Annotated in this window: 19 protein-coding genes and 1 tRNA gene; 8 read left to right on the top strand and 12 right to left on the bottom strand. The window is 65.0% G+C overall.

Annotated elements, in window-relative coordinates:
- Nucleotides 1-60: transfer RNA gene (locus IEY93_RS35300), tRNA-Arg, on the top strand.
- Between the two features lie 221 nt (nucleotides 61-281).
- Here IEY93_RS35300 and IEY93_RS35295 read toward each other — a convergent pair.
- The 8 genes from IEY93_RS35295 to IEY93_RS35260 all read right to left on the bottom strand — a co-directional run bounded on the left by IEY93_RS35295 (nucleotide 282) and on the right by IEY93_RS35260 (nucleotide 6426).
- Nucleotides 282-1652, bottom strand: a complete 1371-nt coding sequence (locus IEY93_RS35295) for a tyrosine-type recombinase/integrase (RefSeq protein ID WP_189167525.1) — start codon at nucleotides 1650-1652, stop codon at nucleotides 282-284.
- Nucleotides 1649-1840 (bottom strand): helix-turn-helix transcriptional regulator, encoded by a 192-nt coding sequence (locus IEY93_RS35290; RefSeq protein WP_189167524.1) that lies wholly within the window; start codon nucleotides 1838-1840, stop codon nucleotides 1649-1651. Before IEY93_RS35290 ends, IEY93_RS35295 begins: the two co-directional genes overlap by 4 nt.
- Nucleotides 1837-3216 carry a replication initiator gene (locus IEY93_RS35285; RefSeq protein WP_189167523.1) on the bottom strand — a complete coding sequence of 460 codons (1380 nt, stop codon included), beginning with the start codon at nucleotides 3214-3216 and terminating at the stop codon, nucleotides 1837-1839. The genes IEY93_RS35290 and IEY93_RS35285 overlap by 4 nt, the downstream gene beginning before the upstream one ends.
- Before the next feature lie 106 nt (nucleotides 3217-3322).
- Nucleotides 3323-3463, bottom strand: coding sequence for a hypothetical protein (locus tag IEY93_RS35280; RefSeq protein WP_189167522.1), 141 nt, complete (start codon nucleotides 3461-3463; stop codon nucleotides 3323-3325).
- On the bottom strand, nucleotides 3456-3797 hold the full coding sequence (locus tag IEY93_RS35275) for a hypothetical protein (RefSeq protein WP_189167521.1): 342 nt from the start codon (nucleotides 3795-3797) through the stop codon (nucleotides 3456-3458). The genes IEY93_RS35280 and IEY93_RS35275 overlap by 8 nt, the downstream gene beginning before the upstream one ends.
- Before the next feature lie 19 nt (nucleotides 3798-3816).
- A complete protein-coding gene (locus IEY93_RS35270; protein WP_189167520.1) occupies nucleotides 3817-4674 on the bottom strand; it encodes a DUF2637 domain-containing protein in 858 nt (285 codons plus the stop codon).
- Nucleotides 4675-4693: 19 nt separating this feature from the next.
- The gene (locus IEY93_RS35265; RefSeq protein WP_189167519.1) at nucleotides 4694-6076 is read right to left on the bottom strand and encodes an FtsK/SpoIIIE domain-containing protein; all 1383 of its coding nucleotides are present in this window, start codon (nucleotides 6074-6076) and stop codon (nucleotides 4694-4696) included.
- Nucleotides 6076-6426: an SCO3933 family regulatory protein gene (locus tag IEY93_RS35260; RefSeq protein WP_189167518.1), complete on the bottom strand. Its 351-nt coding sequence runs from the start codon at nucleotides 6424-6426 to the stop codon at nucleotides 6076-6078. The genes IEY93_RS35265 and IEY93_RS35260 overlap by 1 nt, the downstream gene beginning before the upstream one ends.
- A 139-nt stretch (nucleotides 6427-6565) precedes the next feature.
- On the opposite strand from IEY93_RS35260, the gene IEY93_RS35255 reads away from it, so the two are divergent.
- The 3 genes from IEY93_RS35255 to IEY93_RS35245 all read left to right on the top strand — a co-directional run bounded on the left by IEY93_RS35255 (nucleotide 6566) and on the right by IEY93_RS35245 (nucleotide 8868).
- Nucleotides 6566-6958, top strand: a complete 393-nt coding sequence (locus tag IEY93_RS35255; protein ID WP_189167517.1) for a winged helix-turn-helix domain-containing protein — start codon at nucleotides 6566-6568, stop codon at nucleotides 6956-6958.
- 255 nt (nucleotides 6959-7213) lie between these two features.
- Nucleotides 7214-8251, top strand: coding sequence for a P-loop nucleotide/nucleoside kinase family protein (locus tag IEY93_RS35250; RefSeq protein ID WP_189167516.1), 1038 nt, complete (start codon nucleotides 7214-7216; stop codon nucleotides 8249-8251).
- Nucleotides 8248-8868, top strand: a complete 621-nt coding sequence (locus IEY93_RS35245; protein WP_189167515.1) for a guanylate kinase — start codon at nucleotides 8248-8250, stop codon at nucleotides 8866-8868. Before IEY93_RS35250 ends, IEY93_RS35245 begins: the two co-directional genes overlap by 4 nt.
- Nucleotides 8869-9030: 162 nt before the next feature.
- Here the strand turns inward: IEY93_RS35245 and IEY93_RS35240 are convergent, their stop codons facing one another.
- Both IEY93_RS35240 and IEY93_RS35235 read right to left on the bottom strand, forming a co-directional pair.
- Nucleotides 9031-9363, bottom strand: coding sequence for a hypothetical protein (locus IEY93_RS35240; protein ID WP_189167514.1), 333 nt, complete (start codon nucleotides 9361-9363; stop codon nucleotides 9031-9033).
- On the bottom strand, nucleotides 9360-10181 hold the full coding sequence (locus IEY93_RS35235; protein WP_189167513.1) for an SAM-dependent methyltransferase: 822 nt from the start codon (nucleotides 10179-10181) through the stop codon (nucleotides 9360-9362). The genes IEY93_RS35240 and IEY93_RS35235 overlap by 4 nt, the downstream gene beginning before the upstream one ends.
- Nucleotides 10182-10287: 106 nt before the next feature.
- On the opposite strand from IEY93_RS35235, the gene IEY93_RS35230 reads away from it, so the two are divergent.
- From IEY93_RS35230 to IEY93_RS35220, 3 genes are all read left to right on the top strand, one after another.
- Nucleotides 10288-10659 carry a winged helix-turn-helix domain-containing protein gene (locus IEY93_RS35230; RefSeq protein WP_189167512.1) on the top strand — a complete coding sequence of 124 codons (372 nt, stop codon included), beginning with the start codon at nucleotides 10288-10290 and terminating at the stop codon, nucleotides 10657-10659.
- Nucleotides 10660-11039: 380 nt separating this feature from the next.
- Complete coding sequence (locus tag IEY93_RS35225) at nucleotides 11040-12005, top strand: DNA-methyltransferase (RefSeq protein WP_189167511.1); 966 nt, start codon at nucleotides 11040-11042, stop codon at nucleotides 12003-12005.
- Between the two features lie 6 nt (nucleotides 12006-12011).
- On the top strand, nucleotides 12012-13163 hold the full coding sequence (locus IEY93_RS35220; protein WP_189167510.1) for a PDDEXK family nuclease: 1152 nt from the start codon (nucleotides 12012-12014) through the stop codon (nucleotides 13161-13163).
- A gap of 39 nt (nucleotides 13164-13202) precedes the next feature.
- Here IEY93_RS35220 and IEY93_RS39895 read toward each other — a convergent pair whose 3' ends face one another.
- Both IEY93_RS39895 and IEY93_RS35215 read right to left on the bottom strand, forming a co-directional pair.
- Nucleotides 13203-13997, bottom strand: coding sequence for a DUF6166 domain-containing protein (locus IEY93_RS39895; protein WP_372444488.1), 795 nt, complete (start codon nucleotides 13995-13997; stop codon nucleotides 13203-13205).
- 289 nt (nucleotides 13998-14286) lie between these two features.
- A complete protein-coding gene (locus IEY93_RS35215) occupies nucleotides 14287-15420 on the bottom strand; it encodes a Shedu immune nuclease family protein (protein WP_189167509.1) in 1134 nt (377 codons plus the stop codon).
- 212 nt (nucleotides 15421-15632) lie between these two features.
- Between IEY93_RS35215 and IEY93_RS35210 the strand changes: the two genes are divergently transcribed.
- On the top strand, nucleotides 15633-16286 hold the full coding sequence (locus IEY93_RS35210; protein WP_189167508.1) for an HAD family hydrolase: 654 nt from the start codon (nucleotides 15633-15635) through the stop codon (nucleotides 16284-16286).
- Nucleotides 16287-16443 lie beyond the last annotated feature (157 nt).

Raw genomic sequence — 16443 nt, 5'->3', positions numbered from 1 at the left:
CTCAGGGGATAGAGCACCGCTCTCCTAAAGCGGGTGCCGCAGGTTCGAATCCTGCCGGGGGCACCTGGTTGACCTTGCGATTCACCGCCTGACCTGCGCCTATGGACAGGAGTAGGTGACAGGACAGAGACAGACAAGAGCAACGACATGCAGCCGTAGGCAGTCGTATGTCAGCACCCGTGCAATATACGTGCAATGATCTTGAAGCCGTTTCGCCAGGTCAGCCCAGAAATGCGAATGGCCCCGGGGGTAACCCGAGGCCGTTCCGCAACCGCTCGCGATCACTCGTTCAGAGCGTTCAGGATCTTGGAGTTCGCTAGTTCCCTCTGTCCGTCGATCACCTTCGCATACACGCGTTGTAGGACCTCGACGCTGTGGCCCGCTCGCTTGGCGACCTCGGTAGGGGCGACGCCGGAGGCGAGCCAGAGGGAGACGGCCGCGTGCCGGAGGTCGTACGGCGTGGCCGCCAAGGAAGAGACCACCTGCTCAGGGGTGAACGCCTGCTTGCGTGCGGACTTCCAGACGCGGGAGATCGCCGAGTTGGTGTAGAGGCCGCCCTTGCTCGTGGCGAACAGCCTGCCGTCGCCGGCCACGCCGAAGTCTGCGATGTGCTCACGCAGGATCTTCACTAGGGCCGGGGGAATCGGCACTGGCCGGGTGTCCTTGTCCGCGCGATGCTTCAGGCCGCGATCGTCGTGCGCGGCGCCCGAGTCGGTGTAGCGCTTGTTGGCGAAGGGCCGTGCCGTCTCCAGGGTGAGCAGGCCCCACCCCTCCCGCGGCAGGTCGCAGTTCTCGCGCTTGAGGCCCGCCGCTTCCTCTGGGCGAAGCGCGGCGTAGTACATGCACGCGTACATGGCCCGCATCCGCGCCCCCCTCGTCCGGCCGACGCGAGGCATGGCGTCGAGCAGCGCCCGCGCCTGACGAGGGTTGACCACCGTCCGGGGGTCGACCGCGTCCACCGCTTCCGGAGGCGTCCACTTGACCCCGTTGAGCGGGTTGACGCCGAACACCTTCTCTTCCACGGCCAATTCGAGGAGATGGTGAAAGACCTCTCGCTTACGTAGGACCGTGTTCGCCGCCGCTCTCTCCCCCTTGAAGGTCACGGAGATCGCATCGAGGGCGAGCCGGATCACGCGCGCCTGTTCGAGGTCGGCCAGCGGCAGCGACGCCGTTTCCAGCCAGCGTAGAACCGGGGCTTGCTCGGCCGGCAGCTCTCCGCGCCGCTCGTTCGGAAGCAGGTAGTACTCCCGGAGGACTCGGCGCATGTCGCCATCGCCGGGTCGACCGGGCAGGTCCTTCACCAGGGCCGGGACCAAGGCCAATAGGGCATAGACGTCGGTCTCTCTCGTTCGGGCCGCTGAGGTCTTCCATCGCTGGGTTATGAACCGCTGTGCGAAGGCCAGGAAGGTAGGGCCGTTCTGGTTCGGCTCAGATGCCAGCTTCGACTCGGGTAGCCCGGTGTCGATGTCGAACGCCTCGCCATTTCTGGCAGCCATCCGAAGGTCACGCATGTGACTATTGGCGAGTTCCTTGGTCCGGAACGTCTTCGACGTCCGGCGGCCGGCGACAGACCAGCGCGCGACATAGGACGGCGTCTTACTGGACTGATTCCGGTAGATCTCGAAGAACTTCACGTCATAGCTGGCGTTCACGCCGCCTCCCGCCGGGACTCAAGCCACACCGTGAAGTCGCTGCGCCAGACCAACAGATCACCATTCGGCAGCTTGACGCAGACGGGCGCGCGGCCCAGCTCACGCCAGCGGTAGAACGTCCGGCGAGAGATGCCACCCAGCTCTTCGAGGACCTGGGACAACGGCATGAGTTCGTCGCGGCGGTTCATGGGCCAACCTCCGCAAGTGCCGACGTAGCCAGCTCAGGCCGCCCGGTCAGGTACGCAGCGAGGACCTGATCGCCCGCGGACAGGCCCTTACCGGCGTACTCCCAGTGCGCGACAACGAGGACCGTGTCCTCGTCGAACAGGGGCAGGCGCCCAGTGCTGATCTCCTCGTCGCGCATGTGGTCGACGCGGGCGGCGCGCAGGGCGCCCAGGGTGGTGGAGTAACGGCGTGATTTGGTGGAGAAGTGGCCGCGGAAGCCGAGCATGTGCGCCCATTGGGCAAGCCGTAGCTCGTTGAGCCGGTCGAGTTCGGCCAGGCGGAAGCACTCAGCGATCAGCCGCCGGGGGTGCTCCCGCAGGCCCAGGCCGCTCACCTCGTCGGCCGAGCGGATGCGCCGATCGATGGTGCCGACGCATTCGGCGGCTTTGGTGGCGTACTTGGCGATGTAGCCGGCGACGGCCTGGTCTGTCAGTTCTCCGTGCAGGGTGATGGGCCGGACGTCGAGCTGGGTGCCCCAGCGCAGGGTCCGGGCGGGTTCACCGGGCAGGGCGGGGGCCGGGGCGGTGACGGCGCCGGCCGCGTGGCGGACGGCTTGCGCCAGGGCGTCGCGCTCGGCCCAGGCCGGGGGCGGGGTGTCTGGTCCGCCGGGTCCGTCGAGGCGGATTACGGCGTGGAAGTGGACGACGCCGCGGCGTTGGTACTCGGCGACCTTGGCGAAGGAGATGACCAGGTGTTCGCCCAGCTCTTTGACCGTCAGGCCGTGGCGTTTGGCGAGGTTACGGCGTAGGGCGAGGGTGAAGCGGCGCCATAGTTCGGGGGCCAGGGCGTTGAACAGGACGCTTGCGGCGTAGTCGTAGCAGTCGGGGCAGAGCGGTTCGCCGAGGCGGTGTTCCTCGTCGCCGTGCCGGGCGGTGCAGGACAGGGTGCGCCCGTGAGGGCAGGTGCCGGAGTCTCGGCGGGGGTGGCAGGGCAGGACCTTGCCACCCTGCTCTCGGCGGGTGTGGACCGCGCCGAAGGAGGGGGCGGTGAGGGTGACGAACAGCGCCGGGTGAGCGCTGACCGACTCGGGGACGCCTTTGCCGCCGGCCAGGCCCGCGCGGATGAGCTGGTAGGTGTCCGCCCGGTAGATCTCGGCGCAGGCAGGGCAGCGGGACGCGCGTCGAGTCTTGCACTGGACGCGAAGGACGCCGCCGGGTTCGCTGCTGGTGTTGTAGGTGTGCAGGACGTCGCCGGTGGCTGCGTCGATGTGCCGGACGCGCCCGCGAAGGTGGATGGGCTGCCGGCATCCGCCGGTGGCGCGGATCTGTGCGGCCCAGCGGGCATATTGGGGGTCGTGGAGCCGGGTGATGATGCCGGCCACCGCGTGGGGGTTGGGCATGATGGTGGGTGTCTCTTTCCGGGTCCTCAGAGGGTTCGGTGGGGATGGCCCCCGACGTGGCGCGGAACTTGGCGGTTGTGTGGCCACGCCGGGGGCGCCGGGGCTGTCAGGCCCCGTGGTTGTCGATTCCGGTTCCGTCGCAGTCGGCGCAGGTGCCGGCCAGGCTGTCGACGCCGGTCCCGCCGCAGGTGGCGCAGCGGTAGCGGATCACGGTGAACTCCTCGCCCATGCCGGTCATCTCAGGCATCCGGCGCGGGGTCGGTGGGGTCGGGGTCGAGCACGATGGTCTTGATGGCGGCCCAGCGGGCGCGGGAGGAAGCGAGCAGGCCCACCGCCTTGTACTCGGCCATGCCGAAGTTGATCCCGGCGGAGTAGTGGCCCTGCGCGGGTTCGTCGGCGACGGCGCTGAGCAGCCGGGCAACGTGGTCGACGCGGGCGCGGATCTCCTCGTCGGTGCCGCGGGGGAAGTAGTAGGCGGTCAGGGTGCCTTCGGGGGTGGGGATGTCGGGGTTGGTGTCGAGGAAGTCGGCGAGGTCGCGCAGGCCGTTGATGTAGGCCAGGCGGTCGGGGGTGCGTGGCATGGTGGGTGTCCCTTTGGGTTCAGGCGGGTTCGGGGGTGGTGCGGAGTTGCCGTAGCAGGTCGGTGGCGAGTTGGTTGGAGACGCCCAACCGGGCGCGCAGGGTGTCGCGGGTGATGGGCTTGCCGTGCTTGGCGTGGTGTTCGTGGGCGACGCGCCGGGCGTAGTCGAGCAGCCCGCCGGAGGCCGGCGCCGCCTCGTCGTCCTGGCCACCGCCGGAGTCGTCCGGGCCGGGGACGACAGCCACGCCCGCGGGGACGAGGTTCGCGGACGGGTCCGCCGCCGGGACGGGGCGCGGGGACGACGCCGGGACGAGGGACGGGGCGGGTACGGCCACGGTTGCCGTAGCGGGAGCGGGGGCCGGGGATGGTGCGCCCGCGGGGGACGAGGCAGGGGCGGGGACGGCCATCGGAGCCGAGGCGGGGACGGGCACCGGTACCGGTTCGGGTACGGCATCCGGGGACGGGGACGGGCGGTGGAGGACGGCGCGGCGTTCGAGCATGGAGACCGCGACCAAGAACGCCGCGGCGGGGGTGGCCGCGGTGACCCAGCCCCAGACCGAGGGGTGTGCTTGGGCGAGGTTGGCAGCCAGGGACAACAAGATGCCGCCGGCCAGGACGAGGGTGGGCCAGGAGACCAGCCCGGCCCGGGTGCGGCCGGTTCTTTTGTCGCGCTGGCGTTCGCGTGCGGCCATGACGCAGGTGAGATCGACGCAGACGGCCACGGCCCAGGCCATCCAGCCGGTTTGCCCGTGCTGGGTGGCGGTGTCGCGGATGTGGGTGAAGGAGCCCGCTCCGGCGATCAGGGCGACCACGGCGACCGGTCCGGAGTCCAGCAGCCAGGCGCCCAGCCGGGCCGCTCGTCCGCGTGGTGCGCTCATGGGTCGGATACCTCCTTTCTCAGGCCGCGATCTCGGGCTGACGAGCGTTGTCCAGCTCATGGCCCAGGCCGCTGGCCTTGACCTGGTCCCAGGACGGCGTCCGATCGGCGAAGGCGTGCGCGGCTTGTTCGGCCGTGGTGGTGGAGACGTAGCCGGAGCGGGCGCGGCACCAGCGGCCATCGGCGCCGGTCACGATCGCCACTCCCGGCATGCCGGGCGGGATGGACCGGGCGGCGACCAGCGCGTCAGGTTCGAGGTCGCCCAGGGTCATCACGGCGGTTTCGGGGTCGTTGACGCGGTGGCAGATGCGTCCGCCGATCTGGGCGCGCAGCGCGGTCACGCCTTGGCCGAGGTCGGAGCCGATGCGCTGTCCGGACAGCAGCAGGTGGATGCCGAAGGCCCGTCCGAGCTGGGCGATGCGCAGCAGCGCGGTAGCGGTCTTGGTGACCTCGTCCTTTTCGGCCTTGTCGGCGGTCAGGAACAGCTCGGCCAGCTCATCGACCAGCAGCACCACGGGGATGGGGCGCAGCGCGTCCGGGAGCTGCCAGATGTCGCGGGCTCCGTGCTCGCGGCAGGCCAGCATCCGGGCGCCCATGATGCCGATCAACTCGGCGAGCAGCTTGACCGCGTCGGCGCGGTTGGTGACCAGGGCCGACAGCCGCGGCGCGTACGGGGACAGCTCGACTCCGCCTTTGAGGTCGAAGCCGACGATGGCGACCGGCTGCCGCGCCAGGGCGACGATCAGGGCGTTGATCAGGTTGGACTTGCCTGATTGGGTGGCGCCGACGTTCATCCAGTGCGGGATGAGCCGGAAGTCCAGCGACCAGGGTGCACCGGATTCCAGCACGCCCACCACGGGGCGCAGCAGGTCGGCAGCGGTCCAGCCGTCTTGCGGGTCATCGGACGGGGCGGCCGGCAGGACGTGGGCCAAAGGGTCACGGGTCGCCGCCTGCAAGGTCACGCGTCCGGGACGGGAGTCGACCACGCGGACCGCTTCGACGCGCCAGGCGTGCGCGAGGCGTTCGCACACCTTGACGTAGTCGTCGGGGACCTGGCCGTCGAGGAGATGGAAGGTGACGCGCCAGCCGTGCCGGACCGGCCGGGGCAGCTTCATCCAGGGCTTGGTGTCGACGGCGACCCGTTGGAAGCGCCGCTTGACCTGGACGACGCCGGTCGAGGCGACCAGGCCGGGAACGGTGGTGAACCACCACCGGTGCCGCTTCTTGGTGAGGCCGCAGCCGGAGGCGATGTGCCGCCAGGTCCAGCGCAGCCGGACGGCCTTGACCGGGAAGCCGATCAGATACCAGAAGGACACCGGGGCCAGGCGCCGCCACACGCGCAGGGCGACCAGGGCGCCGATCAGGATGAGCAGCGGACGCGGGATGGCGTCGAGGACGGGCATCACGCCACCTCCACCGGCATGGCGGAGTCGGCGCGGACGAAGCCGGTGGCCTTGTAGGCGATGCCCCAGCGCATCGAGCCCTGAATGGTCTGCTCCCAGACGTAGCCGACCAGGTTGACCGGGGTCACCTCGTCGCCCGCGGAGATGTCCGGCTCGGCCGAGGTGCCGATCTTCATGAGCTCCAGGCGGCCGAAGTCGTCTTCGACCGACACTGTGACCTCGTAAACGATGTTGCCGTTCTTGTCGCGCTTGATCTCCCCGGTGTCCTTGTTGACCAGCCGGGGCCGCGCGGCCTTGACGCAGGTGAAGGTGAGCTTGCCGGTGTCGACGGGGATCGGGATGGTGCGCATGACGAAGGAGGGTCCTTCCGAGAGGGGATGCCTAGACCTCATAGAACACTTGGGATTCTAAGTTGTCAATGCGTTCTATGGGCGCTTGGTTGGCGGAAAGGGCGCGGCGTGGTGAACTTGGAGGAAGCGAAGGAGGCAGATGGTCCAGAACACCGGCCGGCCGGGCTACTTGCAGATAGCCGACGAGCTACGCGGTCAGATCACATCCGGCGCGCTGCCCGCCGGCCAGGCGTTGCCGTCGATCGCCCAGCTGTGCCAGCGCTACGAGGTGTCGGCGAGCGTGGTGAAAGCGGCCATCAGCGTGCTTCGCACCGAGGGGTATGTGATCGGCCAGCAGGGCAAGGGCGTCTTCGTCCGCGACCGGCCGCCGGCCGAGGAGCCACCGGCCGAACCGCCCAGGGACGGCCACGGCGAGATCATGGATCAACTGGCCGAGATCAGGGCGGCGCTGGGTGATCTCGGCAAGCGTCTGGCCGATCTGGAGACCGCCGTGTTCCAAGAGCCGAAACGATCTGGCCAACGCGGCACGTGATCTCTTCCAACTCGGCATGGATCGCGGCCAGCTCGTCGGCGACCCGCTGGTCTTCGTTGCCGCTGTTCACGGTGGCCTCCCTTGCGTTCACGTCCTCGTGGGATGCCTCAAGTCCACCGTGACCGGCGGCTTTTCTGTATCACAGGGCTCTAGCTAAGCTTCTGCACGCCGTCTCATCAGCGGTTTACACGAGCGTTTTCACATGCACGACCGAACAGTCCGCCGCCCCCCGAGCGTGAACGTGAAGGATTGCACTTGAAGACGACCCGGCGCCAAGGCTGGACCCCCGCCAAGCTACGGGAACACCGCGAGGCCCACGGCCTGACCCTCGAAGGCGCCGGCGACCAGCTACGCCAGACCGCCGAACGACACGGCCTCGCCGTGCCCGCGGCCAACTTCCAAACGCTGTGGGGACACGAGAACGGCACCATTTACCCAGGCCCGCACTACCGCCGCGCGTACTGCCTGCTCTACCAGGCCAGTGAACCCGACCTCGGCTTTCGCCTCCCGTTACCCGGTGAATCACAGAAAGCGGACATCGTGATTTCCGAATTGCCCGCACCCTCCGACCCCGCCGCCGACAACGCCGCGGCCCAGGTCATCGAGGAAGCGTTCACCAAAGTATCGGTCGACGGCATCACCGACAGCGGCTCACCACAGGCAGCGCTCCGCGCCCGCGTGGTCGACGCATGGCGCCGCCGCCACGGCGCAGGAGACCCCAAGCCCATCCTCGTCCTCGTCGGCGGATACGCCGGATCAGGCAAAACCGAGTTCTCCCGCTTCCTGTCCGACATCACCGGATGGGCATTCCTGGACAAGGACTCACTCACCCGCTCCATGGCCGAGCGGCTGCTGATCTCACTGGGCAGCGACGCCAACGACCGGCACACCGAGCTTTACCTGAGCGAGGTCCGCCCGCTGGAGTACCGGTGCCTGATGGAATCCGCATGGGACAACCTGAACTGCGGCACCTCGGCGATCCTGTCGGCGCCGTTCATCACCGAGCTACGCGATGAGGCGTGGTTCACCCGCCTGGAGAACCGGTGCGCAGCCAAGGGCATCGACGTCGCCGCGATCTGGGTGCGCTGTGATCCCGAATCCATGCGCGAGTACATCGAGTTCCGCGGCGCCGCGCGCGATGCGTGGAAGCTGGCCAACTGGGAGCAGTACGTGGCCGGCCTGGACGTCGACAACCCGCCGGCCACCGCCCATCTCACCGTGGACAACCGACTCGGCGCCGCCATCAGTCTCGCCGACCAGACCCGCGACGCCCTCAAGCGCATCCTCACATGACCACCCAGGCCGCCGCCGGGGTCGTACTGTACGGGCCGCCCACCAGCGGCAAGAGCACCACCACCACCGCGCTTCACCGCCTGGACCCGCGGTTCCGGCTCTTACGGAAGCTGAAAGTCGGCACCGGCCGCGCCGAGGAGTACCACCTGATCAGCGCCGCCCGCCTGGACGAGCTGCGCCAGGCCGGCCGCACCATCGCCGATACCCACCGCTACGGCAACACCTATGCCATCGACCGGGCCGAGATCGAGGCCATGACCGGCGACGGCCTGGTCCCGGTCGCCCACATCGGCAACATCCCCGACCTGCGCCGCCTCGTCGGCCGCGATCCCTGGTTGCGGGTACTGCTGTGGGTCCCGCGCGAGGTCTGCGAACAGCGCTCCGCCCAGCGCGGGGACGTCGACACCGCCCAGCGGCTTGCCGCATGGGACGAGACGTCGGCCGACCTTGACGCCCACGCCGACGACGGGTTCTTTCACCTGCGCCTGCACACCGACCGCATCAGCCCCCGCCAGGCCGCGGGCGAGATCGCCGCAGCGTTCGACGCCCTCACTCGCCGTCCCCGCCCGGCGGAGCGACCCCGCCGGGAAGACGTGCGAGCACGGCCGGCGGGATGAGATCCGCTCGCCACCACGTCCCGCAGTCCTCGCATCTTGCCCCGCTGGGCACGAGGCCGGCGTAGGGCCAGACGAAGGTCCAGCACACCCGCGGGTGGGCACAGTCGACGGGCCGAAGGTGACCGTGCCCACCCGCGGTGCTCGGTTCGCCGAACGCGACGATCACAGTGGGGCACCCGTGACCGGTGACGGAGCGTCCGGCGAACGCATCCGGCGGAGCTGGTGATACCGCTCAGCGACCCGCCGCGCCGCCGTCTCCGGAGCGTCGGCGGAGGTGTAGCGATAGGTGAACCGCCCCGTCACGGGCGACACCCCGCCGGCCCACCACAGGTAGCAGGGGCCGCACCACACCACCAGGTCATGCCACACCGACACCAGCGCCAGCCCGGCACCCTCGTTCACATCTGCCGCGATGCCGTGCGGCTCCAGCGCGGCGCGCAACCGGTAGGCCGCCCGGATGGCGGGATGCGGCGCGGGCGCCAGTCCGCGGATCATGGCTTGCGTCCTACTCCGCCGTACGCGGGGACCCGTAACCGGTCGGTGGGCATCGGCCGGTCCGGGCGCCACAGCGGCAGGTACACCACCCCCGGCTCCACCCACTCCAGCCCATTGAGGAATCCGGCGATCTCCACCAGGGACCGCAGCACCACCGGAGAACTCGCCCGGTCGTACGCACCCGTGGCGGGGGTCAGGTCCCGGTGCCGTTCGGCATGCGACACCACCAGGTACGACCCCGGTGCCATCGCGTGGACCAGCGTGGCCACGATGCCGTACGGGTCGTCATGGTCGGGGATGAAGTGCAGGATGCCGCACAGCAGCACCGCCACCGGCTCCCGGAAATCGATCACCCCTCGCACATGCGGGTCATCGAGGATGCGCCACGGCTGCCGCAGGTCACCGGCCAGCGCCAACGTGTTCGGGTTGTTGGCGAGCAGCGCCTGGGCGTGGATCAACACCAACGGATCGTTGTCGACGTACACCACCCGCACCCGCGGATCCACCCGCTGCGCCACCTGATGCACGTTGTCCTGAGTCGGCAACCCGGTCCCGATGTCGAGGAACTGCCGGATCCCGCACTCACGCGCCAGGTAGCGCACCGCCCGCCGCAGGAAGTCCCGATTCGCCTGCGCCACCACCGGCACCAACGGCGCCCTACGGAGCACCTCGTCGGCGCACTCACGATCAACCTCGAAGTTGTCCTTGCCACCCAGGTAGTAGTCGTACATCCGCGCCACGCTGGGCGTACTCAAATCCAACTGACGCAGAACAGCAGCCTGTACCCCAGCGACGGGGTCCCGCTCCGGTGCATCCATGCGCGCATCATAAGCAGACTTGCCTACTCCTGCCTACCCCTGCTGATCGGTACGCCTCGTAACGTCTCGTGACCTGGGCCTACCGTTCGATTCCTATCGTCAGACTGTGATCGACTTCCGGCCTGATCAGCCCAAGTCAGAGCAGGTACTCGCCGAGATGCGCCGCCGCATCAAAGCCGGCGTCTACAAGCCGGGCTACCCCGTCCCCGGCGAGCCCCGCATGGCCGAAGAATTCGGCATCGCCCGCCGCACCGCCCGCAAGGTCATCAACGCCCTGTTGGCCGAAGGACTCATCTACACGGTCAAGAACATCGGCACCTTCGCCGCGGACCCCGCCACCGGCCGGCCACCCGAGCGGATCACCCCGCAAGACGCCCCCGACGAAGACGACGAGCCGACCCCACAGCCCCAGCGAACCACCCGGCACCCTGACCAGCCAAAACGCGGCCAAGACCAGGACACCGACGCCCCTCGATGAGGACTTTCTCCACGTCTTTAAAGGCGGCCCGCTACGCGGCCCGCCGGGCGCGCCGGTCGGTCTGCGTGCCCGGCTGCGGCTCTCCGGCCGGTCCGGGCACGCACCGCCCCACGCGCCCGCGAGGCCAGCAGAACAGACCACTTAACGCCGTGACGATCGCCCACTTCGGTACGCGCCATATGTGGTCAGGGCGATCGGCTGCCGCACGGCCTCCGGTGCTCGGGCCTGGCGGCCCTGCGCGCCGAAGCCCGCTTGCCATCGGATCACTGATGTGACGGCCCCGGTGACACCCACAGCAGCTGTACCACTGCAACCAAAGTGCCGAGTCAACATCCACAGGATTGCTCGGACTGTCACGGATCACCTTTAGGCTGTCGGCCATGAGTGCTGAGCCCCTTGACGATCTCCCGCTGCCTGCCCAGGGTGAGGTGTTCCAGGGTGACGCCTACGATCTCATGGCGAAGCTTGAGCCAGAGTCCATTGACCTGATCATTACGTCACCGCCCTACTGGGGGCTGCGAACGTACGGCATGGATCACAATGAAGACATCTTGGCTGAGTGGAAGGCCGAGGGACACTCTCAGGAGGAGCTACCGGGCTACGAGTGGTACCGAGCCCATCGTGGGGTCCTTGGACTTGAACCTCTCCCCGAATGGTTCATCGGCCATCTTGTTGAGATCTTCCAGCGAGGAGCACCCGCGCTGAAGCCGCATGGAAGCATGTGGATCAACCTAGGCGACACCTACTTTGCCCGATGGTCTAGTCTGCGGCATGACGGCCGCCAGGGACTTGGCGACAACCCGCGAAGCCGTCGCCGTACTCCAATGGGCCGTTACCGCCAGGAGAAGCAGTTGCTTCTGATCCCAGCGCGCTTCGCCATCGCGATGCAGGAGCGACGTTGGATCTTGCGAAACGACCTCATATGGAGCAAGCCAAACATCGCACCTAGGCCGGAGAAGGATCGTCTTCGCCTCTCACATGAGCACTTCTTTCACTTCGTGAAGCGACCGAAGGAAGGTCGAGCCAGCTACTACTACGACCTGAGCGAAGCCGAAGACGGCACGCGCGACGTGGTGACAGTCAACGTTGCCCCAGGGTCGGACGGACACTCGGCAACCTTCCCCTACGCGCTCATAGAACCCCGGATCTTGAGCTCATGCCCTCCTGGTGGCACTGTCCTTGACCCGTTCTGCGGCACCGGCAGAGCGCTAGAAGTAGCCCTTCGCAACGGACGGAACGCACTCGGGTTCGAGCTCTCAGCGAGCTTCATCGAAGTTGCTCGCGGCTCCGTCTCCAAGCAGACAGCGCTTTTCCATGGCCTAGGAGATCCATACACGGCAGACTAGGCTCTCGTGACGCGATCTTTGGACAACAGCACCCCACGCACCACACGCAAGGCCGGCAACCACATCGCCGAATGGTTCGGGCATCGCGTCTTCCCGGTCGTTGCAGCGACCGAAGCCAGCCTCAACGACCAGCAGAGCAAGCGTTGCCCGTTTCTGAGTGATCTCACCGGGGAGCTTAGAGACTGCGTGAAGCCTCTCCGCTCACACGGCGTCTGCACCATCAGCAGCGTGAGCAACGGACCGCGCCAGGACTGGCTAGTCTGCCCCATCCGGGCTCTGGACTCGAACCTTCTGGAGGACGCAGCTCGCCGCCTCTTCGGACACGACGCAAGCACCCCGATCAATATCGTGGCGGCCCCAGTGCTCCGCGACATCGTCCGCGCGCAGGAGTTCCGGCAAGCGGTCATAAGCGGCGTGCCTAGCTTGGTGTACTTCCACGCCAAGTTGGGTGGGGAAATAAGCATCAGCCCCACGGAGCGTTCTCCGCAATTCTCGTTCGATGCAACAGTGGTTGAGGTCCGACCAGCCCCCAACGGATCGATTGCTGTAGGCCGCTACGGAATCTTCGAAATTCAGACCATGGATTTCCATGGATCATATTCTCATGCCGTGCAGAACCTCAACTCAGCCCTACACCTACACAGTAGTGATTTTGGTCCGACTGTTTACCAGCACCCCGAGTGGCTCTCCGAAAAAGTAGAGGGACCGAACATCTCGAATGTATTCAAGAGAACTTTCTATCAAATGATGTTTAAGTTCCACGTGGGTAGTCACGGACAGTCTGCGGGATGCGTATTTGCTATCCCTTCTGCAGTATGGGACAGCTGGCAACGCCATCTAGGGAAGCCCGATTTGGTGGGCCACGGTGACGGTACATTCCGACTCGCGATGCCGGATCAGGTCCACAATGAAACCCCGTCTGCCTGGATTTACGTATTTGACCTAGACGTCTCGACAGATGTAACTCCTAATGAGATCAACCTTGTTAAGATAATCGGCACAGATGCAGAGGCTCTTGCTCACTTCGCCCTGGAGGTCGCGCCACAAGCAGCCCTAGAACAAGGCGGGAGTGTCGATCTGCTTCTTGATAGCATTAGGGGCAGGCTGTCTCAATACCTGCCGGAACTCAAAACCGCCCCAGGTCAGACAATGCTTTAGCCCGCGCATACGATATTCATGATGAGGTCTGTCCACCCTTCACCGACCGGCGGCGATGGGATCAGACAAGTCCGCCTTTGGGTTTCGGCCAATAAGGCAACTGTGCTCTCGGATCCATTTGTCGACTTCCTCGAACTTCAAGATAAAGTCGTCCGGCAGTCGATAAACAACGTCATTGCAGAATTCCGAGTAAATCAACATATTGGGCACCCAGCCCAGGCGATCCGCCAGTACGCTTCTCGCGAGGTCATGTGGCCCTTCCCCGGTGTAGCCCCAGGAGAAACCCGTAGGTGAGTGCGCCAGATGGTGATACAGGGGACGCTGACCTTCAATATCCGATATGAGCACCTCACCAGGTCCAACATCTTTTCGTCCCAAGTATGCTCCGACTGCACGGGGAGCGCTTGCTGGCGGTGGGGTCGGCCGTGGCTCCGGCTTGCGACTGTCCTCGATCAACCACCTTTTCCCGCGCGGTGGTAGCGGCACTGACCAACCGCAAGCACGACGGCGCACCCACCGCAGTGACGGACTTGCATATTCAAAATTTTCGAGTCGATGTAATATCTCATGCTCGCTCTGTATCGTCGCAATGACCTCGACCGGCTCACCATTACCTGCACCTGCAGCTACGAGCTCGCCACTACCCGCGTGCCAGGTAACCCGAACGCCTCGCGATGGACCCTCCGACCAACAGACACCAAAGTCGATCTGCCGGCGGTTCGAACGGCGCTGGTCCTCCTGCACAAATTTGTCATACGTGGGATAGCGTTTGTTGATCCGACTGCCACGTGAGAGACCCTTCTTCGTGAACTCTATCACTATCCATCTAGCCATCCTCAAGGGATAGAGTACTCGATACGCAATCATAAATACCGATCGCCATAACTCGCCGAAGATGAGGCGATTGATAGCTGTGACAACGATTGACAGTACACCTAGAAGTACAACCGCCCAGAATATTCCGATTGGATCCTTTAGCACATCCCAAATGAGCGGGACGGGGGTCGCGGCAAGAGAGGCTAGAAGCCACCTGCTCAAATCATGCCATACACGTCTTGCACGGGTTTCTTCGTTCACGATGCATGTTCCAACCAGCGGATTAAATTGGACAGCCTCGCGCCGCCTATCGGCTTTGTTCCAGTAACGCGATAAGCTGTTGAGCCTTTTCGTACAACTCATCGAAGGTCACGACCTCGATGTCGCGTAGATTGCGCCGATACAGCTCGAAAGCGCGACGCTTGCTTGTAACAGTGAGCTCCCGTCGAACGCTGCCAATTATCAGCAGAGCCTTAGGATTGAATGTTTTGAAGGCGGGTGGATCATCCTCTCTCAAGAGGGCGTCATAATTATCCACAAGGGAACATCTGTTCACGAGCAACTGCTGAACGGCGCCACTTAGCTCACTGGATGGACACCAGGTGTTGTTTCTATACTTACCCACCATTAGCATGTCGGTTTGAGGCGTCTTTATCTCTACCAGAGCCGCATCTTCGGTAAGAGGATTAGCATAGAGGAAATCCGTGACGTTCCCATCGCGATTGTCGATGCCCTTCCCGCCGACGTAAGCTTGTCCGCGTATTACGATTACAGGATGCGCGAACACCTGCGAGAGTACCCAGCTGTTTGCAGTCAGAAGCTTCTGCCAATAACCCTCCTCTTCTCGCTCTTCGTTCGACTCGTACTCCTTGATGAAAGCGCTCAGGCGCGCGGCGCCAACAGCTGCGTCGAAGTTCAGTAGCTGAGCCGCATCAAGTTCCCCGAGCACGCTTGCCAACTGGGCGGACTGTCTCCGAGCAATCCAGTCCAGGAACCTCCGAAGGATCGTTCCACCGTGTGCGTTAACTCCAAATATGTCGTCCAGATTTCCATCTCTGAGCAACTGGCGAACAGACTCGTTTCTAGGCGCCCTAATGAATTCGACTTGACCGTGTTGAATACCGTGCTGCTGGGCCACGTCGTAGAGCTGCTCAAGAAACTCGAAAAGGCGTAGAACCTCTTCGCTTTTGAGGTCCAGACGTACCCCCTCTCCATCTTTGAGGGTCCCAAGATTGATAGCGTCGAAATCCTGCCATATATTTGCACTACGCTTCTTCTGGTAAACGAATCGGCCTTTGACAATAGGGGCTGAAGAACCCTCTGTGTCTACGAGCGTGGCTTTAAATACCAGTCGGGCGCGCTCACCCTCACGCAGCACTATGGGATTAACATCAGCTGTGATTCTAGACGTTGATCTCGTGGTGATTATCTCTTCGCTCATGCCGCGCCTCCCTGGTGAATCATCATGCGGGCTCCGCGCCCGCCAATAGATCAGGGGTAAGTGCCAGGTTGTTACACCATATCGGACTGCACATACTCAAGCCAGGACCGCAAATCAGGTGAATCAAGGCAAAGTGGGATAAGTTGTACGCAGCGGAACGTCGGACACCAGAACGTCTTTCATGATCGCCGTTGTGGTCGTAGGATCTCCCTGTGCAACGACTTGCGCTCTTTGACCTTGACAACACCCTTGTGGATCTTGACGAGGCGTTCCGGACGTGGGTCGGAGAGTTCACCGAAGAGCACGGCTTAGGGTCGGAAGCAGTTGACTTCATGGTCACTCTCGACCGGGGCGGTATTCCGCACCGCGAGCTTTTCTTCGCCAAGGTTCGCGAGCGCTTCACTCTGCCGGACGGCGTTGAGGAGCTCTGGGACCGCTACCGGAGGCGCATGCCGGGCCTCGTGCGTTGTCGACCTCAAGTTCTGGATGGCCTAGTTCAGCTACGAGCCTCCGGTTGGCGCGTGGCAGTCGTGACCAACGGGACAGCGGACAATCAGCGTGGGAAGATTCAGCGAACCAGGTTAGTCGAGGCCATTGATGCTTACGTATTGTCAGGAGTTGAAGGCATACGAAAGCCCGACGTCGCCCTGTTCGAGATCGCGGCCAAGCGCTGCGGCATGACTCTCACCGGGGGCGGTTGGATGATTGGCGACAGCCTCATCGCCGACATCGCCGGCGGACGCGCCGCGGGTCTCCGAACGATCTGGATCGACCGGGGGACCTGCCCTGGTGTTGACCACCTGGCCGACCATGTGGTTACAGACGTACTCCAAGCCATTGAGATCTTGCAGGTGATGGAGGGTTGACGACGGCACAGTCTGGCAGCACTGACAGCAACATCGGCCGCCAGAGCATGCCGAGCAGTCGTAGGCGAGACGCCCAATATTCGGGCAATGATCAAGAGCCGGAACCACAGCGACTGGGGTGTTTCGGCAGGTCAAAGGGAGACGTGGCAGTGAGGGA

Origin of the sequence: Sphaerisporangium melleum (genome assembly GCF_014646695.1) — a bacterium.
GTDB lineage: Bacteria > Actinomycetota > Actinomycetes > Streptosporangiales > Streptosporangiaceae > Sphaerisporangium > Sphaerisporangium melleum.
This window is presented reverse-complemented; position numbering and strand designations above follow the sequence as displayed.

What these genes read in the sequence shown, in the direction of transcription:
- IEY93_RS35290 (WP_189167524.1), bottom strand. Translation starts at nt 1,840, where the DNA reads ATGAACCGCCGCGACGAACTCATGCCGTTGTCCCAGGTCCTCGAAGAG.
- IEY93_RS35285 (WP_189167523.1), bottom strand. Translation starts at nt 3,216, where the DNA reads ATGCCCAACCCCCACGCGGTGGCCGGCATCATCACCCGGCTCCACGAC.
- IEY93_RS35280 (WP_189167522.1), bottom strand. Translation starts at nt 3,463, where the DNA reads ATGCCTGAGATGACCGGCATGGGCGAGGAGTTCACCGTGATCCGCTAC.
- IEY93_RS35275 (WP_189167521.1), bottom strand. Translation starts at nt 3,797, where the DNA reads ATGCCACGCACCCCCGACCGCCTGGCCTACATCAACGGCCTGCGCGAC.
- IEY93_RS35270 (WP_189167520.1), bottom strand. Translation starts at nt 4,674, where the DNA reads ATGAGCGCACCACGCGGACGAGCGGCCCGGCTGGGCGCCTGGCTGCTG.
- IEY93_RS35265 (WP_189167519.1), bottom strand. Translation starts at nt 6,076, where the DNA reads ATGCCCGTCCTCGACGCCATCCCGCGTCCGCTGCTCATCCTGATCGGC.
- IEY93_RS35260 (WP_189167518.1), bottom strand. Translation starts at nt 6,426, where the DNA reads ATGCGCACCATCCCGATCCCCGTCGACACCGGCAAGCTCACCTTCACC.
- IEY93_RS35255 (WP_189167517.1), top strand. Translation starts at nt 6,566, where the DNA reads ATGGTCCAGAACACCGGCCGGCCGGGCTACTTGCAGATAGCCGACGAG.
- IEY93_RS35245 (WP_189167515.1), top strand. Translation starts at nt 8,248, where the DNA reads ATGACCACCCAGGCCGCCGCCGGGGTCGTACTGTACGGGCCGCCCACC.
- IEY93_RS35240 (WP_189167514.1), bottom strand. Translation starts at nt 9,363, where the DNA reads ATGATCCGCGGACTGGCGCCCGCGCCGCATCCCGCCATCCGGGCGGCC.
- IEY93_RS35235 (WP_189167513.1), bottom strand. Translation starts at nt 10,181, where the DNA reads ATGGATGCACCGGAGCGGGACCCCGTCGCTGGGGTACAGGCTGCTGTT.
- IEY93_RS35225 (WP_189167511.1), top strand. Translation starts at nt 11,040, where the DNA reads ATGAGTGCTGAGCCCCTTGACGATCTCCCGCTGCCTGCCCAGGGTGAG.
- IEY93_RS39895 (WP_372444488.1), bottom strand. Translation starts at nt 13,997, where the DNA reads ATGGCTAGATGGATAGTGATAGAGTTCACGAAGAAGGGTCTCTCACGT.
- IEY93_RS35215 (WP_189167509.1), bottom strand. Translation starts at nt 15,420, where the DNA reads ATGAGCGAAGAGATAATCACCACGAGATCAACGTCTAGAATCACAGCT.